General features: G+C 44.0%; 12 protein-coding genes and 1 tRNA gene. 8 read left to right on the top strand and 5 right to left on the bottom strand.

All coding sequences use genetic code 11. The features are described from left to right. The first annotated feature begins 136 nt into the window (after window positions 1-136). Both R7O03_RS11190 and R7O03_RS11185 read left to right on the top strand, forming a co-directional pair. Entirely contained in the window at window positions 137-502 is a 366-nt protein-coding gene (locus tag R7O03_RS11190; RefSeq protein ID WP_029848594.1) for a hypothetical protein, read from the top strand. 484 nt (window positions 503-986) lie between these two features. Beyond that, a tRNA-OTHER gene (locus R7O03_RS11185) sits at window positions 987-1,061 on the top strand. Window positions 1,062-1,334: 273 nt separating this feature from the next. On the opposite strand, the gene R7O03_RS11180 is transcribed toward R7O03_RS11185, so the two are convergent. The 3 genes from R7O03_RS11180 to R7O03_RS11170 all read right to left on the bottom strand — a co-directional run bounded on the left by R7O03_RS11180 (window position 1,335) and on the right by R7O03_RS11170 (window position 4,139). Then, window positions 1,335-1,463: a hypothetical protein gene (locus R7O03_RS11180; RefSeq protein ID WP_017635045.1), complete on the bottom strand. Its 129-nt coding sequence runs from the start codon at window positions 1,461-1,463 to the stop codon at window positions 1,335-1,337. Window positions 1,464-1,812: 349 nt separating this feature from the next. Next, the gene (locus R7O03_RS11175) at window positions 1,813-2,805 is read right to left on the bottom strand and encodes a cytochrome d ubiquinol oxidase subunit II (protein WP_005388401.1); all 993 of its coding nucleotides are present in this window, start codon (window positions 2,803-2,805) and stop codon (window positions 1,813-1,815) included. A gap of 2 nt (window positions 2,806-2,807) precedes the next feature. Further along, window positions 2,808-4,139, bottom strand: coding sequence for a cytochrome ubiquinol oxidase subunit I (locus R7O03_RS11170; RefSeq protein WP_262639266.1), 1,332 nt, complete (start codon window positions 4,137-4,139; stop codon window positions 2,808-2,810). Between the two features lie 816 nt (window positions 4,140-4,955). Between R7O03_RS11170 and R7O03_RS11165 the strand changes: the two genes are divergently transcribed. Further along, window positions 4,956-5,204, top strand: coding sequence for a hypothetical protein (locus tag R7O03_RS11165; RefSeq protein WP_005378271.1), 249 nt, complete (start codon window positions 4,956-4,958; stop codon window positions 5,202-5,204). 5 nt (window positions 5,205-5,209) lie between these two features. On the opposite strand, the gene R7O03_RS11160 is transcribed toward R7O03_RS11165, so the two are convergent. Next, complete coding sequence (locus R7O03_RS11160) at window positions 5,210-6,199, bottom strand: Solitary outer membrane autotransporter beta-barrel domain (RefSeq protein WP_318131712.1); 990 nt, start codon at window positions 6,197-6,199, stop codon at window positions 5,210-5,212. A 774-nt stretch (window positions 6,200-6,973) separates the two neighbouring features. Between R7O03_RS11160 and R7O03_RS11155 the strand changes: the two genes are divergently transcribed. From R7O03_RS11155 to R7O03_RS11140, 4 genes are all read left to right on the top strand, one after another. Further along, a complete protein-coding gene (locus R7O03_RS11155) occupies window positions 6,974-8,611 on the top strand; it encodes a methyl-accepting chemotaxis protein (protein ID WP_318131711.1) in 1,638 nt (545 codons plus the stop codon). Between the two features lie 465 nt (window positions 8,612-9,076). Continuing rightward, window positions 9,077-10,216, top strand: coding sequence for an efflux RND transporter periplasmic adaptor subunit (locus R7O03_RS11150; protein WP_053349487.1), 1,140 nt, complete (start codon window positions 9,077-9,079; stop codon window positions 10,214-10,216). A 2-nt stretch (window positions 10,217-10,218) separates the two neighbouring features. Beyond that, entirely contained in the window at window positions 10,219-13,380 is a 3,162-nt protein-coding gene (locus tag R7O03_RS11145) for an efflux RND transporter permease subunit (protein WP_318131710.1), read from the top strand. A gap of 187 nt (window positions 13,381-13,567) precedes the next feature. Beyond that, window positions 13,568-14,023: a MarR family winged helix-turn-helix transcriptional regulator gene (locus R7O03_RS11140; protein ID WP_017635039.1), complete on the top strand. Its 456-nt coding sequence runs from the start codon at window positions 13,568-13,570 to the stop codon at window positions 14,021-14,023. Window positions 14,024-14,067: 44 nt separating this feature from the next. Here R7O03_RS11140 and R7O03_RS11135 read toward each other — a convergent pair whose 3' ends face one another. Further along, the gene (locus R7O03_RS11135) at window positions 14,068-15,024 is read right to left on the bottom strand and encodes an AEC family transporter (RefSeq protein WP_005388415.1); all 957 of its coding nucleotides are present in this window, start codon (window positions 15,022-15,024) and stop codon (window positions 14,068-14,070) included. Window positions 15,025-15,625: 601 nt separating this feature from the next. On the opposite strand from R7O03_RS11135, the gene trpS reads away from it, so the two are divergent. Beyond that, window positions 15,626-16,648, top strand: a complete 1,023-nt coding sequence (trpS, locus tag R7O03_RS11130; RefSeq protein ID WP_318131709.1) for a tryptophan--tRNA ligase — start codon at window positions 15,626-15,628, stop codon at window positions 16,646-16,648. The last annotated feature ends 27 nt before the right edge of the window (window positions 16,649-16,675 follow it).

Below are 16,675 nucleotides of genomic sequence, written 5' to 3'. Positions count from 1 at the left end.
ACCTAATGGGTATGTTGAGCAATATACACACAAGGCGTCTAGATATTACTCAATCAGTTCAGTGGGTTACTTACATAATTCAAATGATATGTAATAATCCGCCCCCCAAAAAAATTAATAACAACAGAGGCTGGAAATGAAAAAAGTACTATTGTCTATTGCTATCGCCGGTTCACTGCTGTCTACGGGTTGTGCTCAGCGTGTTGCGGATTTCACACTGGCATCGACCAAAAATGTCGACCTAAATGGCGGTGAATTTGTCAAAGGCCCTCGTGTAACTGGTGAGGATGCAAAGCCTATTATCATTGTTCCTTTAGGTGTTCCTAGCGTTAAAGAGGCTGCTGATAAAGCGATTGAAAATGATACATGTGCAGTAGGTCTAACAGACGTTACCGCTGATTCAGAGTTCTTTTCATTCCTTGTGGGTTTCATCTCATACAAGGTTGAGGGAGACTTAGTGATCGACAAGTCTAAATCTGGTTGTGAGAACTGGAGTAGTTAATTAGCTGCGATATCATGGGGAGTGTGTTGAGTACTCCCCAATATTTTTGTAAATGAACCTTAGCTTAACCAATCCCTCGTGGTGATTCTCTCCGCGTCCCATATTGATTCAACCACTTCACAACCATAGAGCAGAGTGTGCTCTTATAGTTCTTAATACCGCTTCGCCAAACTCCTGTAAGGATGAAGTCTTCTATCAGAATAGCCTTTCCGGTACGCATTATTATTCCACTTCTTATCTGAGCAATTTACTGTCCTGTTTATTTCTCTGTAGTTTTGTAACTCTATGAAAAAAAATTCTAAATTGTAAATTCAATAACCAGCGTTACGTATGTCTGAGTATCATTGTAGTGGTTGGTAGCTGCCCACTCACATCATGTTTACTGTAGGAGTCGATTTACCAAGTGTATTCCTGTTTGGAATCACGATTGAGAGTGTCTAGGAAAAGGTACAAAAAACTGGTACAAACAATGGAAGTTGTATATATTTAAGTGGTTGATTTTAAATGTTTTAAACTTGGTAGCTAGCAATCGAGAGTTCGAATCTCTCACTCACCGCCACATTCTAAAAGGTCTGATTTGTCAGGCCTTTTTTCGTATCTACACCAAAGTAATGCGTCATTGAAAGTACACAAGAGTGCTCAAGGTGTAAGCGCCATTCTATCTACAAGCCAACTATTCACATCTCACCTCTATACAACGCCAAAATTGAAGAAGCTATACAGAGGCAGCCATAATCTGATTGGTGCGGGTTAGCCTATCCACTTTAATCTAGAATTTAGCACCCATATCACATGAGGTATGAATACGGCCACAAGAATGAACGTAGTACTACTAGATGCTAAGCAAAACAGCCATGAACACGAATACAACAGCAATCATACCAAAGAGATCTGTGTTTGGATTGAGGTCATCAGGGTTAAATTTTTCAATGCTTTGCGTCGTTTTGCATCTTATCTTCATGTTCTTGTCCTTATTTCATGTACTATTTCAACAGCAACATAACATGCAATTGAGTGTTCACAAGTCATAAAAAGCATAAGTATACTTGAACCTCATTGAGCGCAAAAAAATACTCAAAACGTTTTAAAGTGGTGGTCTACCTTTTGTAACATCAAATATTCTTTCTGTTTTTGTGCCTGTATCGCTATAGTTGAGAAACGGTTATCTCGTTCTAGTTAGGAACAAACTACTGGCTGCCGCTACATTCTCTCAGCGTTCCCACTCAGTCGCCTTGGGTAGATACTTTAGTCGTGAGTACTGCAAAAAAACGCCGCATGAGCAGCGGCGCTTTGTTGAGGAATTACCTTTCCTACTTGTAGCTAAGTTCTGTCGCTTTGCCTTTGAAGATCCGGTATACCACAAAGGTGTAAAGCAATATCACCGGCATAACAATCATCACACCGTAGCCCACGATTATTAATGTCGCAGGTGAGGAGGCCGCTTGTTGTGCGGTCATCAACCCCGGCACAACTTCTGGGAAGAAGCTGTACGCAAGACCTAGAAAGCTCAACGCGAAAATGACGGTGACACCAAAGAAAGGCCAGCGCACACCCAGATCATTCACCATTGGAACCTGACGCAAATAGCGATCAACTAGGAAGATGGTTGCCAATACAATTAACGGAACTGGGGCAAGCAACAAGATTTCTGGGAAGCTGAACCAACGCAAGGCAACTTGTTGATTTACAATTGGGTTTACAACACTCACTACCAAGATACCCAGAGCCGCTAACCAACCAGCACGGCGAGACCAACGCGCCGAGCGTATTTGCAAATCACCTTCCGTTTTTAGTACTAACCATGCGCCACCGATGTAAACGTACGCCGCCGCTACACAAAGTGCGCTTAACCAAGCAAAGCCAAATGCTTCGGTTGATTGTTCAAATCCCATGATGTAACGACCCACCATGTAACCCTGAGTTAGTGCGGTGATTAGCGAGCCAATTCGGAAGCACCAATCCCAATGAGGTTTATGATCCGAGTTGGCTTTGGCTCGGAAGTCGAACGCTACGCCACGCATGATCAGTGCGATAAGCATTATGGCAGTAGGCATATAAAGCTCCGTCAAGATCAAGCTATGAGCAGTAGGAAAGGCAATCAACAAAATACCGACGGCCAACACCAACCACGTTTCATTCGCATCCCAGAAAGGGCCGATAGACGCTATCATTCGATCACGCTGAGCTTCATTATCACTTGGCAATAGGATACCGACACCAAGGTCGTAGCCGTCGAGCACGGCATACATAAAGACTGAGAATCCAAGCAGCAGAAGATAAATTTCTGGTAGATAGTCGAGCATGATTAGGCCTCTTGTTGTGTCAGTGGGACTTCATGGGCAGCAACGTCTTTGCGCGCCAAATAGAATAGGGTATGGATGTACGCAACCAGCAATGCAGCATAAATGGCTAAGTACATAATGAGCGAAGTCATCACGCTACTGCTCGTAACCGTGGTGACGGCTTCGGATGTTCGCAATACACCGCTGACCAACCAAGGTTGTCGACCAATCTCAGTAACATACCAACCCGCCAGTGTGGCTATCCAACCAGAGAACGTCATGGCTAATACCGTGTACAGGTAAGGTTTAGGTAGCGCTTTTTTACGTGCTAGCTTCACCGCGCCATACCAGCTAACAAGCAACATAAGGACACCTACACCAACCATCACGCGGAAGCCAAAGAACAAGGGCTTGACTGGCGGGTGGTCAGGCGCAAACTCGTTGAGGCCTTGGATTTCTCCGTCTAAGTCATGAGTAAGAATCAAACTCGCTAACTTCGGGATGCCCACTTCAAAATCATTGCTACGAGTTTCTTTATTTGGCATCGCAAACAGTAGAAGAGGCGCGCCTTGCTCGGTCTCCCACACACCTTCCATCGCTGCAATTTTTGCAGGTTGATGTTCAAGCGTGTTTAACCCGTGAAGGTCACCGACAAAGATTTGTACCGGGATGAACCCAGCCGCCGCGAACAGCGCGACTTTTAGGCCAAGTTTGGCTGAGCGGTGATCTGGCTTTTTCATTATTTGATAAGCTGAGATACCCGCAATCAAGAAGCTGGCAGTCAGCGCCGATGCTAATAGCGTGTGCAGAAGACGGTAAGGTAAAGAAGGATTGAAAATAACTTCCTTCCAACTGGTTACATGAACAATGCCGTCAATCACTTCATAGCCACTTGGTGTGTGCATCCAGCTGTTAAGCACTAGAATCCAAAACGCGGACATACTTGTCCCAACAGCAACCAGAACGGTGGCGAGAGTATGAACCCATTCCGGCACTCGTCCTCGTCCAAAAAGCATCACGCCAAGGAAGGTGGCTTCCATAAAGAAGGCGGTCATCACTTCGTATCCGAGCAATGGTCCTGCTACGTTACCGACTCGTTCCATAAAGCCTGGCCAGTTGGTACCAAACTGGAAACTCATCGTAATGCCGGATACCACACCTAAGGCGAAAGTAAGAGCGAATATCTTGACCCAGAAGTAATAAACATCGAGCCATACGGGGGCTTGGGTGCGGTTATATCGCCACTTGAAAAACACCAACATCCATGCCAACGCAATGGTGATGGTCGGGAAGAGAATGTGAAAGCTGATATTGGCCGCGAACTGGATCCGCGACAGCATGAGGGTATCTAACATCTTGGTTCCTCAAAAACGTGCCATACTAAAAATCGTGTCTATCTGTAATTTAGTTACGAAAAGTCGGGCAGTTTGGATTCATGTATCGAGAAATACAGGTGATTCTGTTTTCTTCTAACCATGATTTATATCAACTAAGGGAAAGAAAGGAGTGTAGGAAATTGTCTCAAAATGCCACTAATAGTCGCGAGAAGTGAGTAAAAGAAAGCAAATGTAACTGAAGGAGCATGGATTAAGATTAGTTCGAATTATCCTTATGATGGTTTCGATAATCCTGAAATAAAATTACAAAAACAATATTTTTAGTAAGGAAAATTGCCTTGCCTTCACTTTGAACCTCCACACTATTTATACACTAGTCATGTCGAGATCGTCTCAAACACAGCAAACTTACTGGCAGTTAAGGTGGGAAACTTTAGCTAATTGATAAACTTAAAATTGCACTGCTAATGACATGTGCATCATAAGTTCGTTAGCACTCGACCAGAAGTGCGATAGGCTACATTTTTATACTAGCGAACGATTTGGCTCTAGGTAATTCGGCTTTCACTAGATCAACAAGTCGACTGCGGACCATTTTCGATTCCTGATGAGTTTCAATCCAAACTGACACTTACTTTTCAGCAAGTGTACTAGTGTCTTTCTTGTTATTTATTAAATAATTAATAAATGCCTATATGGTAAAGAGAGTTGTGGACAGCTATCTCGAGCAGTAGACTGGCGCTAGCCAGAGAGTCTGACTTTGGGGGGGGCATTCTACATGAATCTTGGATTCTGCTACCGCAAAGCTGATATTGAATTTGATGGAGATGGATAATGAACGACAGTTGGGCTAATTTCTTTCCTTACTTTGCTGGAGCTTTTAAGCTTATTGTATTAGGGATAGGAGCCTACTTAGCCATTAAATGGCATTTTGACGAAGAGCGAAGGGTAAGAGAAGCGGAAGGTGTGGTGTTTGATAACCCAAGTCTCATGAAAAAGTTTGCGAAGACGCTAACTCTGCCATTCCTTTTGTGTCTTCTAGTTCTTCTTGTTATATATGCTACCAACTGGTTCCTGTACTGACAGCGTTATTGTTTGTTGTAGTAAAGTTGAATGCTGCCACCTCTGAGAGTCGAGCCGTAGTTGAAGTTAACGCCTATGCCGAAATTGTCCAACCAATCAAAGGGCTTTGGTGCATAAAATAGCCATCCTATAGAAGCTTCGTAGTAATGCGGGCTTCCCAGTTCATCGCTTAAATCATGCGAAAGGTCGACTCTTTTAATCCCGGTAAATAAAGCCTGCTCACCGTGATAAATATTGTAGTAACCGGTGATTTCATTAGATAGGTACCAACCTTTAGGGTTGCCTATATTGCTGTTATTTGCGCTTCCCCAGCTGTGCCCAATGAATGAATTCAATGTCGAACTGGCATGCCATTTCCCCCAACTTGTGGGAGACGTGTATTTGGCTTTAATGGATGGTTGAACTATTGCCGCCCATGCTGAAACGTTAACGGCACGGCCGTCTAGGATTCTTCCAATGATGGAGGAAAGTTTATTATCGGTAGAGAATGAGTTTTCATAACGCATAAGGTGAGTCGTCGTTCTGGTGCTAAGGGTGACGTTTTCACTTGCTTTGTATAGATACCCATAACCAATCGATGCACCGTATGTCCTTTCCTTGAGAAGATCCTTACTTGTGCCGAATAGTTTGAGATCATTCTCTGTTTGTATCGTAAATGCCTTAAACGACAGCTCATGTAAGTCCTCGCTGCCCTCTATGTCAAAGTTAGTCGTGTAAGGGAGAACATATACGGATTTGCTTCGACGTTCATTGATTGACTCGTCAGTCCCGAACTCTGGGTTGGCGGTATCAAATAATGCATTCGGATCAAAGTCGCCAATACCAAACGCAATTGCGTCAGTGTCGGACAGCAAAACCGCGATAGAAAAACGTTGTTGGAGAAGGTTGCTAATTTCCTTATCTAGTGGATCCGATTGAGCTGTGTTAGGAAGAGAGAGTAGGAGAGCGAGCGAAACGACTCGCCACTCCACTGAGGCGAAGTTGGGTTGGAACATTTTGGCTCTTTCAAATGGTTCATGCATGGAGTTTTTGGACGTACCGGTACGCTAACATTAGTTTAATCGTTGAATGGTCGGTGTAACTTTGAGAAATCTATGTTTTCTCATATTGATATGAAAAAGTTCCTTAAACGAGTTTAGCTTCAATGTGTATGCTGCACCAGATTTGTTTAGCAACATCATTCTTTTCTGAAGATGTAGCAAGACTTTGTGACTAGGTTGCATTATTTTCTTTAATGCGTCTCTTGAGAGGAAAATAGCAAACTTTTTTATTGCCTTGGCGCTCAAGAAAATCTGAATCGTTCACTGTGCTACTGGTTAACTTCGAAAACTTGTAAGCATCCTGTCTGCCAACATCACGACTAACATCATCAAGGAGTACCCTTAAATACGTCAGATAAACAATGGTTTTTTTGAGCTTTAGAAGAAATGTTCGGACCTTTGCATATTCCGCGGTGGTGCTCAATCCAAGAACTGTGTTTTGTATGTGTTCTCAGTAAATCATTGATTCGATCTATTCTTCAAAATGTGGTCCCTTTTAATTCACTTTCTGTTACATATTTTTCGTTTTGAAAGAGCATTTTAATTTGCATATTTTGAAAAGATCTATTTGTTAAATTTTCTATAAAATCAACTAATTGTTGAAATTAGAACCCTTGTCAAAAAGTCATTAGATTTCATGTTGAATAGTCTATTTTACCTAATAGTATACTCTATTTGTTTGATATAATTTTCGGCAGTTTGTATACCATAAATAAAGAGAGTCTATTCATGTTCCAGAACTTAACGATCAAGCAGAAGATAGTGATTCCGCTGTCATTGATTATTGGATTGTTTATTGTGAGCTCTGTATTAAACGTTATGACAAGTTGGAAGCAATCTGAATTGAGTGAGACACTCAACGAACAGATCGTGCCGAACTTATTAACGATTGAGGATGCTTACCGCGATCTTTACCAAGCTACATCTGCAATCCAAGGTGTTGCTCTTTCTGATACTCAAACCGATATTGATCACCACATCGGTGAATACAAAGACAACGCATACAAAGCGCTGCCGCGTATGGAACAAATGATTGAGCTATCACAAGCCGGTGTGATGCCTTCTACACATGGTAATGAAGTTCGAACGCTTGTCTCTTTGGGTGAAAAATGGTTAGCAAGTTATGAAGCGATGCTACGTTTACCTCAATCTCAATGGCGTGGTTACTACAACGAGCACAAACATACCTTTGAAGACCAATTTATCGAGGTTAGAGCGCAGCTTAACGTTGTAAAAGATGCAATAGAAGAAAAGCAAAGCCAGTTGAAGGGCGAAATATCAGCGGCTGCAACAAGAGCAGAACTCATTCTTGAGGCTGGCATTGTGATTGTTATTTTTGCTGCTATCGCGATGGCTTTTTTGTTGTTACAAACGGTTGTGAAGCCTATCAATGATATTAAAAATGCGATGACAGAAATTGCGTCCGGTGAAGGTGATCTAAGTCAGCGAATCGATGTAAAAACACAAGACGAAATTGGCAATTTAGCAGACGCATTTAACCAGTTTGTGTCCAAAATTCAAGTGACAGTCGCTCAGGTAATTGAAAGCTCAAATACCTTACGTAACGAAATGGCAAATCTTAGCTCTTTGACCACGACCATCGCGAACTCGACCGTTTCTCAGCAAAAAGATAGCGAGGCGGTAGCGGCGGCAGTGCATGAAATGCAAGTCACCAGCAGAAATGTAAGCGATAGCGCTAACGAAGCTGCGGTTGCGAGCCAAACAGCTAATGATGAACTTACCAATACCAATGTTATTTTGGATCAAACGGTTAGCTCAATTCGTAGCCTCGCAAGTGAAATCGAAAGCGCAAGCCACGTCATTAACACATTGGATCATGATGTGAGTAACATTGCGTCCGTACTGGATGTAATTCGTGGTATTGCCGAGCAAACAAACTTATTAGCGCTTAACGCAGCCATTGAAGCGGCTCGCGCTGGAGAGCAAGGGCGAGGCTTTGCTGTGGTAGCGGACGAGGTTCGTTCTTTAGCCAGTCGTACGCAGCAGAGTACGGGAGAAATCCAAACCATGATTGAAAAGCTACAATCTGGTGCAGGACAAGCTGTAGAAGTGATGCGCGGTAGCCAAAATAGCAGTGATGAAACGATCAAGTCCGCTGGCCGAGCGAGTGAATCCCTTTCTGAAATCTTGAACGCGATTTCACGTATGAACGAGATGAATACACACATTGCAACGGCTGCGAGCCAGCAAAGTACAGTAAGTGACGAAGTAAATAGCAACGTACAAGGCATTGCAGACAGTAGCACTTCAATTGTGGAAATCGTAAACCAAGCGCAAGCTTCTTTAGCCATGTTGTCAGAGCAAACTCAACGTTTAGATCATCAGGTCAGTCAGTTCAAAGTATAAGCTTGAGAACAGCAGTCTCACTGATGAAATAACCCGCTTCTTAGCGGGTTATTTTTTAGATAAGTGGCGAACCTGACTTGTGAAATATCGACTATATTTACAATCCTTTCTCACTTTAGTTCGTATACCAGAGTGGCCAAAAACCCTAGACAGCAGTAACAAACTCTGTACAGCGTGATGATGCTTTTATCATCACTTTTGCTGCTTTTTAACCATTGTAATTGCTCACAGGAAAATGTGATTTCCAACCCAAAATCTTCAAATTTGAGAACTTCATAACACCTTTACCATAAACGTTTTTCGTAAGCGTATAGAACTGTAAATTTTGTTGTATGTACAACACTGGGTATTTATCATCCTAATTAATTTGTTCTGGATATACATCCGTTAGTCATTATTAAGTCATTCTAGAAGCTTTTAATAAGGAATCTTGAAGGCTTGTCGGTAGATAAGAGAGAAAAATTCATGAGACGTAAAACCACGCTATCTCTGCTGATTGCGTCGAGCCTTTTTGTGGTTGGATGTCAACCTAGCGAAGAAGGATCGAGCCAAGGTGGGGGGCCTGCGCCCGCAACCGAAGTAGAAGTGTTAACAGTGCAGCCAACGCGCCAAGCATTGACAGTAGAGCTGCCGGGTCGTAGCCGAGCATTCAAAGAAGCAGAAGTTCGTCCGCAAGTTACTGGCATTATTTCGGAACGAAATTTTGTTGAAGGTGGATTTGTTGAACAAGGACAGTCGCTATATCAAATTGATGATTCGTCATTTCAGGCGGATTTGCTGAGCGCTGAAGCGGAATTAATCCGTGCGCAAGCTGCGGCAGAGTCGACCTATGCCACGGTGAAGCGTTACAGAACCTTGATCACCAAAAAATCCATCAGCCAACAAGACTTGGATGAAGCAGAAGCGGCATACAAAGAAGCGAAAGCGCAGGTCCTAGTCGCAAAAGCCAAGATCAACACAGCAAAAATCAACTTAGATTATACGCAAGTCAAAGCTCCGATTAGCGGGGTGATCGGTAAATCGAGTGTGACAGCGGGTGCGTTGGTTACGGCTAACCAAGCTGCCAAATTAGCGACCATTCAGCAGCTTGACCCTATCAATGTTGATATTGTGCAATCATCCGCGCAACTGCTGCGTTTGAAAGCATCACTCTCCCAAGGCCATATGCAAGAAGATGACTCTGCGCAAGTTACATTGATGCTTGAAGATGGCAGCACTTACGAACACAAAGGCACAATGAAATTTACTGAGGTCAATGTGAACGAAAGTACGGGCAGCGTGACGCTTCGTGCCGAATTCCCAAACCCAGACGGTTTGTTGCTACCTGGAATGTTTGTTCGTGCGACGGTCATTACTGGTGTCGACCCTGATGCGATTCTAATACCACAAAATACGGTATCTCGTGATGCGACAGGTAAAGCGACAGTGATGACGGTTAATGGCGAGAACAAAGTGGAAGCGAAACCAGTGAAGACTGCCGAAGCGATCAATAGCCAATGGCGCATTATTGATGGTTTGAACGCGGGTGATAAAGTCATTACCGCCGGTTTACAAAAGGTAGGGCCAGGCAGTTCGGTAACTATCCAAAACGGTGAACAGGAGTAATCATGGCACGATTTTTTATCGATCGTCCGGTATTTGCTTGGGTTCTCGCGATTCTAACGATGTTGGCGGGGGTAATGTCATTATTCAATTTACCCGTCTCGCAATACCCAACGATTTCACCGACGACGATCACCATCAGTGCTCGCTATCCAGGTGCATCAGCAAAAACCGTTGAAGACTCGGTAACGCAGGTTATCGAGCAAAACATGACAGGATTAGATTACCTTCGCTACCTATCATCGAGCAGTGATGCATTTGGTAATGCGACAATTACCCTGACGTTTGATAGCGAAGCTGACCCTGATATCGCGCAAGTACAGGTGCAGAACAAACTGCAATTGGCATTGACTTCATTACCGATGGAGGTACAAAACCAAGGTATTGTCGTAAATAAATCCAATACGGCATTTCTCATGGTTGTCGCAGTTTATTCTGAAGATCCAGACTTTACAGAAAACGATATCGGCGACTTTGTTGTAACGAATATTCAAGACCCGATAAGTCGTGTAACTGGCGTAGGACAAGTGCAGGCGTTTGGTGCGCAGTATGCGATGCGAGTTTGGCTGGATCCTTTTAAGCTTACGCAGTTCAACTTGACCGCGATCGACGTAGCAAATGCAATCAGTGAACAGAACGCGCAAGTTTCTTCAGGTCAACTTGGTGCGGCACCTGCGCAGGAGGGTCAGTTGTTGAATGCTACGATTTCTTCTGCAAGTCGTTTGAGCAGTGTAGAAGAGTTCCAAGACATTATTCTTAAGTCTGACGCTAGTGGTTCGAATGTTTATTTGAAAGATGTAGCTCGCGTTGAACGTGGTGCAGAAAGTTATGATATTCGAGGTCAATATAATGGCTTCCCAGCATCGGGGTTAGGTATTTCATTAGGGACTGGCGCAAACGCGCTTGAGACAGCCAATGCGGTAAAAGAGCGCTTAGAACAACTGAGTGCAACGTTCCCAGAAGGGTTGCAGATTGCTTACCCATTTGAAACAACGCCATTCGTCAAAGCCTCGATTCAAGAAGTGGTTAAAACGCTATTAGAAGCCATTCTTCTTGTATTCTTAATCATGTACCTGTTCTTGCAGAACTTCCGTGCGACGATCATTCCAACGATCGCAGTGCCTGTCGTATTGCTCGGAACCTTCGCTATTTTGTACGCGACTGGATTTAGCGTAAACACGTTAACCATGTTCGCGATGGTTCTGGCTATCGGTTTGCTGGTGGATGATGCCATCGTTGTGGTGGAAAACGTCGAGCGTGTGATGCATGAAGATGGTTTAGAGCCCAAAGAAGCGACCAAAAAATCGATGGGGCAGATCACTGGTGCCCTGATTGGTGTGGGGTTGACGCTTTCAGCGGTATTCGTCCCTATGGCGTTTATGTCTGGTTCTACCGGGGTTATTTACCGTCAGTTCTCGATAACTATTGTGGCGGCTATGACGCTTTCCGTTTTGGTTGCGATAATTCTGACTCCAGCATTGTGTGCTACGTTGCTGAAAAAAGGCGATGCTGAGCTTCTAGAGAAGAAAGGCTTCTTTGGCTGGTTTAACCGCAAGTTTGATGCGATGACAGCAGGCTATGAAACCGGCGTTGCCAAACTTCTAAAACGCACAGGTCTCATGTTGGTTGTATTTTTGGCAATGAGTGCAGGTGCTGGCTGGTTATTTATGAACCTTCCAACGTCATTTTTGCCAGATGAAGACCAAGGCACAGTATTCTCAATGGCTATTTTGCCGCCTAACTCAACACAAGAACAGACGGAAAAAACACTTGAGAAAATGCGTGACTTTTACCTAGTAGACGAAAAAGACAATGTAAAATCTGTCTTCTCCGTTGCTGGATTTAGTTTCGCAGGTCAAGGCCAAAACATGGGGATGGCATTTATCGGCCTGAAAGATTGGTCTGAGCGTGAAGCGCCTGGCGCTGATGCGGCTTCCATTACGGGCCGAGCGATGGGGTACTTCTCTACCATTAAAGAAGCTTTGGTGTTTGCGTTCGCCCCTCCAGCGATTCAAGAGCTAGGTAACTCGACAGGTTTCGATTTCTATCTCCAAGACTCGTTGAATAAAGGGCACGATGCATTAGTTGCGGCTCAAGGGCAACTTCTGGGCATGGCAGCACAAAACCCGAAACTTGTCGGTGTTCGTCCAAACGGTCAGGCAGATGCGCCAATGTACAAAGTGAACATTGACCACGTCAAACTTCGTGCTTTGGATGTCAGTATCAATGACGTAAACCAAATCCTGTCAGCTGCATGGGGCGGGGCTTACATTAACGATTATATTGACCGCGGTCGTGTGAAGAAAGTGATGGTGCAAAGTGATGCGGAATACCGCATGCAGCCAAAAGACTTCGATTCATGGTACGTACGCAACGCTAAAGGAGAGATGGTGCCTTTCTCTGCTTTTGCGAGTGGCGAGTGGACCTATGGTTCTCCTCTTTTGCAGCGCTTTGATGGTTTGCCAGCAATGAATATTCAAGGCGGTGCAGCTCCTGGTGTAAGTACTGGTGAAGCCATGGAAGAAATTGAAGCAATGGTAGAAAAGCTACCGGAAGGCTTCACGGCGAACTGGAATGGTATTTCGTATGAAGAGCGCCTTTCCGGAAACCAAGCGCCGATGCTATATGCGCTATCTATCCTCGTCGTATTCTTAGTTCTTGCCGCTTTGTATGAAAGTTGGTCAGTACCTTTCGCCGTGGTGTTAGTTGTTCCTCTTGGTGTGCTTGGTGCTGTGCTTGCGGTAATGACGCGCAGTATGGATAACGATGTGTTCTTCCAGGTGAGCTTATTAACTACGGTCGGCTTGGCAACCAAAAACGCCATTCTGATTGTTGAGTTTGCAAAGGACTACTATGAGAAAGGCGCTGGGCTTATCGAAGCAACCTTACATGCTGTTCGCGTTCGTCTGCGCCCAATTATCATGACATCGCTTGCTTTTGGTTTGGGTGTGGTACCACTTGCTATCAGTTCAGGTGTGGGATCGGCAGGTCAAAACGCAGTGGGTACCGGCGTACTTGGTGGCATGATCAGTGCCACGATATTGGGTATATTCTTCGTCCCAATCTTCTTTGTAGTGGTTGAGCGATTGTTTGATCGACGTGCGAGAAAAGAGTCGGAGGCAGAGTTGTCTGAGATCAGCACTAAACCCACTCAGCAAAGCGAGTAGGACTTGGTTGTTTTAACTGAGTTATACTAGTGATAATAAACACGATTAAAGGGCGCTTCGGCGCTCTTTATTTTATGTTTTCACTTGGTGGTTACCGTCTATGACGCGAGCCTGAAAGACGGCGTGTTGTGTGCAGTATCAGCACAGCCTTTTCGGCCGAATGAAAGCCTAAAGAAGAAAAACGACGATGAAAGATCAGAAAATTTCCCCAATTTCCGTTTTGGATCAAAGTCCTATGTTTGTTTGTGGTGTGATGCAGCGCATGTACCGCAATCGTGCCCAAGCTGAGCTCTCTCGGCAAAATTTGATGACACTAGAAATGGCAAGTGCACTGGCCGCTTTAGAAGAATTTCAGCCTATGAGCCAGCAAGCGTTAGCTGATGCGGTTCGAACTGAGCGAAGTGTAGCAAAGCGGATGGTGGACAATCTGGAAAAGAGAGGGTTTGTTCAAGTTTCTAAAAGTAAATCGAATCAGCGCCTTAAAATGCTAAGCATGACAAAAGAGGGAGCAAATGCTTTAAAGCAAGTTCATCAAATCATGACGAATTTACAGAAAGAGTTTTTTTCTTGTTTGTCGGAATCTGAAGCGAGTGAATTTTTTCGTCTGGTAAGAAAGCTCACTTTTGCGAATCACGACCAGTAACTGACATCAATGCCGTTTAGCGTCTTTATTTTATCGCAGACCAATTATATTAAGTTGTAGAACTTAAGAAATAGGATGCCCAACGTACAGGTCACGGTAGAAAGCACCGTAGTGAGTGCGATGATATTTGCGGCTAATGTGGCATTGCCCCCCATGGAACGCGCCATGACATAGCTGGCAGCAGCGACTGGAGAGGCGTTCATAAAGAAAAGAATACCTAGCTCAATTCCTCGAAATCCTACTAAGTAAGCTCCCATGGTTATGATGACTGGCGCTACGATGAGCTTGTAACTGCTCGCAAACCAAGATGGACCTTTCTCTTTTCTCATCAAGCTAAAGTCAAGTGAGCCACCCGTACACAACAGCGCCAAAGGCAATGTCATTTTGGACAAGTAGTCTCCTGCGTCAATAACCACATTCGGTACTGGAATAGCGAGTAAATAAAAAGCCATTCCTAGAACAATGGAGATTATGAGCGGATTCCTAGTCAGTGTTCGGCCCATCATCTTTGCTGCTTGCGAGGCAGACGTTGCCCCCTTGGGCGATAAGCAAATTACCGCTTGGACGTTATAAATAAATGTGGTGACCGCGACATAGAGCGCTGCTAGCGCCACACCTTGAGAACCATACGCATTGGCAACGTAAGCGATACCAATAATACCTGTATTTGCTCGGAACCCACCTTGGATGAGAACGCCTTGGTCAGGCGATGCTTTGAACAGAAGTTTGACGGAAAGGTAGGTGAAAATGAAAAACGAAATACTAGCGATGACGCCGAAATTGACGAATCCACTTGCCGCGGAAAAGTCGTGTTCTGAAGCCACAATGCTGACAAATAACATTGCAGGCAAGGTAACTTGAAACACCAGTTTAGAGCCTACTTCGATAAAATTATCGTTGATTAGACCAAAGCGCTTAAAAAGAACGCCAAGTACCAACATCAAACAGATAGGTCCGGTTATCGACAAAGAGAATTGCAACTGATGTAAAACAGCTTCCATGTAAGTATCCGCAGCAAAAGAAAAAAGTGTTCCTGTTGCCTATTAAGCCACAAACCCGGAGGGTAGGACAGTAACGCGATGAAAATTTCTTCTGTTGTAGGTTCCGGAGTCATTTACACTCCAAGTTATGGACGAGGTCCCAATTTAACAAAGCGGTACTGGTCCTACGTGCGATATGTTGGTTAACTCGTTGTCGTGATGCATCCACATGCGTATTAGATGTGAGGGCTGGTCATCGTAGTTATGGATAGGAGTTCATCAATGAAAAGGAAACACAACAAAACTGTACTGTGTGCGTTTGTCTCTGGTTCGGTATTTGGTGCGGTTTTGGTCATTGCGATGTCTTTACCAATGTAATCCTCTTAATTGGCTGTTGGAACACTCACTCTAATTCAGTACAAAACAGATTGAGTTCTGCGGTGTGTGCTGTTAGTTTAAAAAACATGAAAATACACGTTCGCCCTTCATTAACAACCTTCTCTTGGTGGCGCTCTAAATAGAGCGGCGCGGAATACTTACATTCTTAAGCTGCTGGATGGTAGCTAAGAGTGTTTGATCTTTTTATCTCCAGTAGCGATCTATTAAATACTTGGAGACAAATATGAATAGCCATAAAAATACATCTCAGCGTGAAATTATACTTACCGGAGATCGAGCAACAGGTCCATTACACCTAGGGCACTATATTGGTTCATTGCAACAACGAGTCAAATTGCAAACGGAGCACGAGCAAACGATCTTGGTTGCGGACATGCAAGGGCTGACGGATAACGCGCATAACCCATCAAAGGTATCCTCTAATATTCTCAATGTCGTTGCAGATTATTTGGCTGTTGGTATCAACCCCACTCAAACTACGATCACGTTGCAGTCTCAAATTCCAGCGTTAGCCGAGTTGACAATGTATTACAGTAATCTTGTTTCTATCGCACGATTAGAGCGAAACCCCACGGTTAAAAATGAGATTCAAAGTAAAGGCTTTGAACGCTCTATTCCCGCAGGCTTTTTAACGTATCCAATTTCTCAAGCTGCTGATATTACGGGGTTTCATGCGACGCTAGTACCAGTGGGTGATGACCAGCTGCCGATGTTGGAGCAAACTAATGAAATCGTAAGAAAAATAAACCATCTAGGTGGAAAAGAGGTTCTTAGAGAATGCCGTCCATTACTTAGCGATGCACCTCGTTTGCCGAGTACTGACGGTAAAAATAAGATGTCTAAAAGCATGGGGAACGCAATCAACTTAGGGGCCTCCGAAAAGGAGATTTCCGCGGCAGTGAAATCTATGTATACCGATCCCAATCATCTGAAAATTGAGGACCCTGGCCAAGTCGAAGGGAATATTGTATTCATCTACCTCGATGCTTTTCATCCTGATAAAAATTATGTCGAACAGCTAAAAGACCATTATCGACGAGGTGGGTTAGGTGATGGTTTGACCAAGAAAGTGTTAGAAGAATACTTACAAGAGATGCTTCGCCCTATTCGAGAGAAGCGCGCTATGTATTTGAATGATAAAGCACAGCTGATTGATATTTTAAAACAAGGTAGTGAGCGTTCTCGCGAGAAAACCGAAAAAGTGCTATTTGATGTGAAAGATGTATTTGGTTTAAATTTGTTCTGAATTAAAAGTAGAGAGTTGAACATAAGG

Origin of the sequence: Vibrio sp. Vb2960, assembly GCF_033337665.1 — a bacterium.
Lineage (GTDB): Bacteria > Pseudomonadota > Gammaproteobacteria > Enterobacterales > Vibrionaceae > Vibrio > Vibrio alginolyticus.
Note: the sequence above shows the minus strand (reverse complement) of the source record. Positions and strands in the feature narration are given on the sequence as shown.

Bases quoted from the DNA above. Each gene is read 5' to 3' on its own strand.
- R7O03_RS11175 (WP_005388401.1), bottom strand. From the start codon at position 2,805: ATGCTCGACTATCTACCAGAAATTTATCTTCTGCTGCTTGGATTCTCA.
- trpS (WP_318131709.1), top strand. From the start codon at position 15,626: ATGAATAGCCATAAAAATACATCTCAGCGTGAAATTATACTTACCGGA.
- R7O03_RS11170 (WP_262639266.1), bottom strand. From the start codon at position 4,139: ATGTTAGATACCCTCATGCTGTCGCGGATCCAGTTCGCGGCCAATATC.
- R7O03_RS11190 (WP_029848594.1), top strand. From the start codon at position 137: ATGAAAAAAGTACTATTGTCTATTGCTATCGCCGGTTCACTGCTGTCT.
- R7O03_RS11150 (WP_053349487.1), top strand. From the start codon at position 9,077: ATGAGACGTAAAACCACGCTATCTCTGCTGATTGCGTCGAGCCTTTTT.
- R7O03_RS11160 (WP_318131712.1), bottom strand. From the start codon at position 6,199: ATGTTCCAACCCAACTTCGCCTCAGTGGAGTGGCGAGTCGTTTCGCTC.
- R7O03_RS11165 (WP_005378271.1), top strand. From the start codon at position 4,956: ATGAACGACAGTTGGGCTAATTTCTTTCCTTACTTTGCTGGAGCTTTT.
- R7O03_RS11140 (WP_017635039.1), top strand. From the start codon at position 13,568: ATGAAAGATCAGAAAATTTCCCCAATTTCCGTTTTGGATCAAAGTCCT.
- R7O03_RS11145 (WP_318131710.1), top strand. From the start codon at position 10,219: ATGGCACGATTTTTTATCGATCGTCCGGTATTTGCTTGGGTTCTCGCG.
- R7O03_RS11135 (WP_005388415.1), bottom strand. From the start codon at position 15,024: ATGGAAGCTGTTTTACATCAGTTGCAATTCTCTTTGTCGATAACCGGA.
- R7O03_RS11180 (WP_017635045.1), bottom strand. From the start codon at position 1,463: ATGAAGATAAGATGCAAAACGACGCAAAGCATTGAAAAATTTAACCCT.
- R7O03_RS11155 (WP_318131711.1), top strand. From the start codon at position 6,974: ATGTTCCAGAACTTAACGATCAAGCAGAAGATAGTGATTCCGCTGTCA.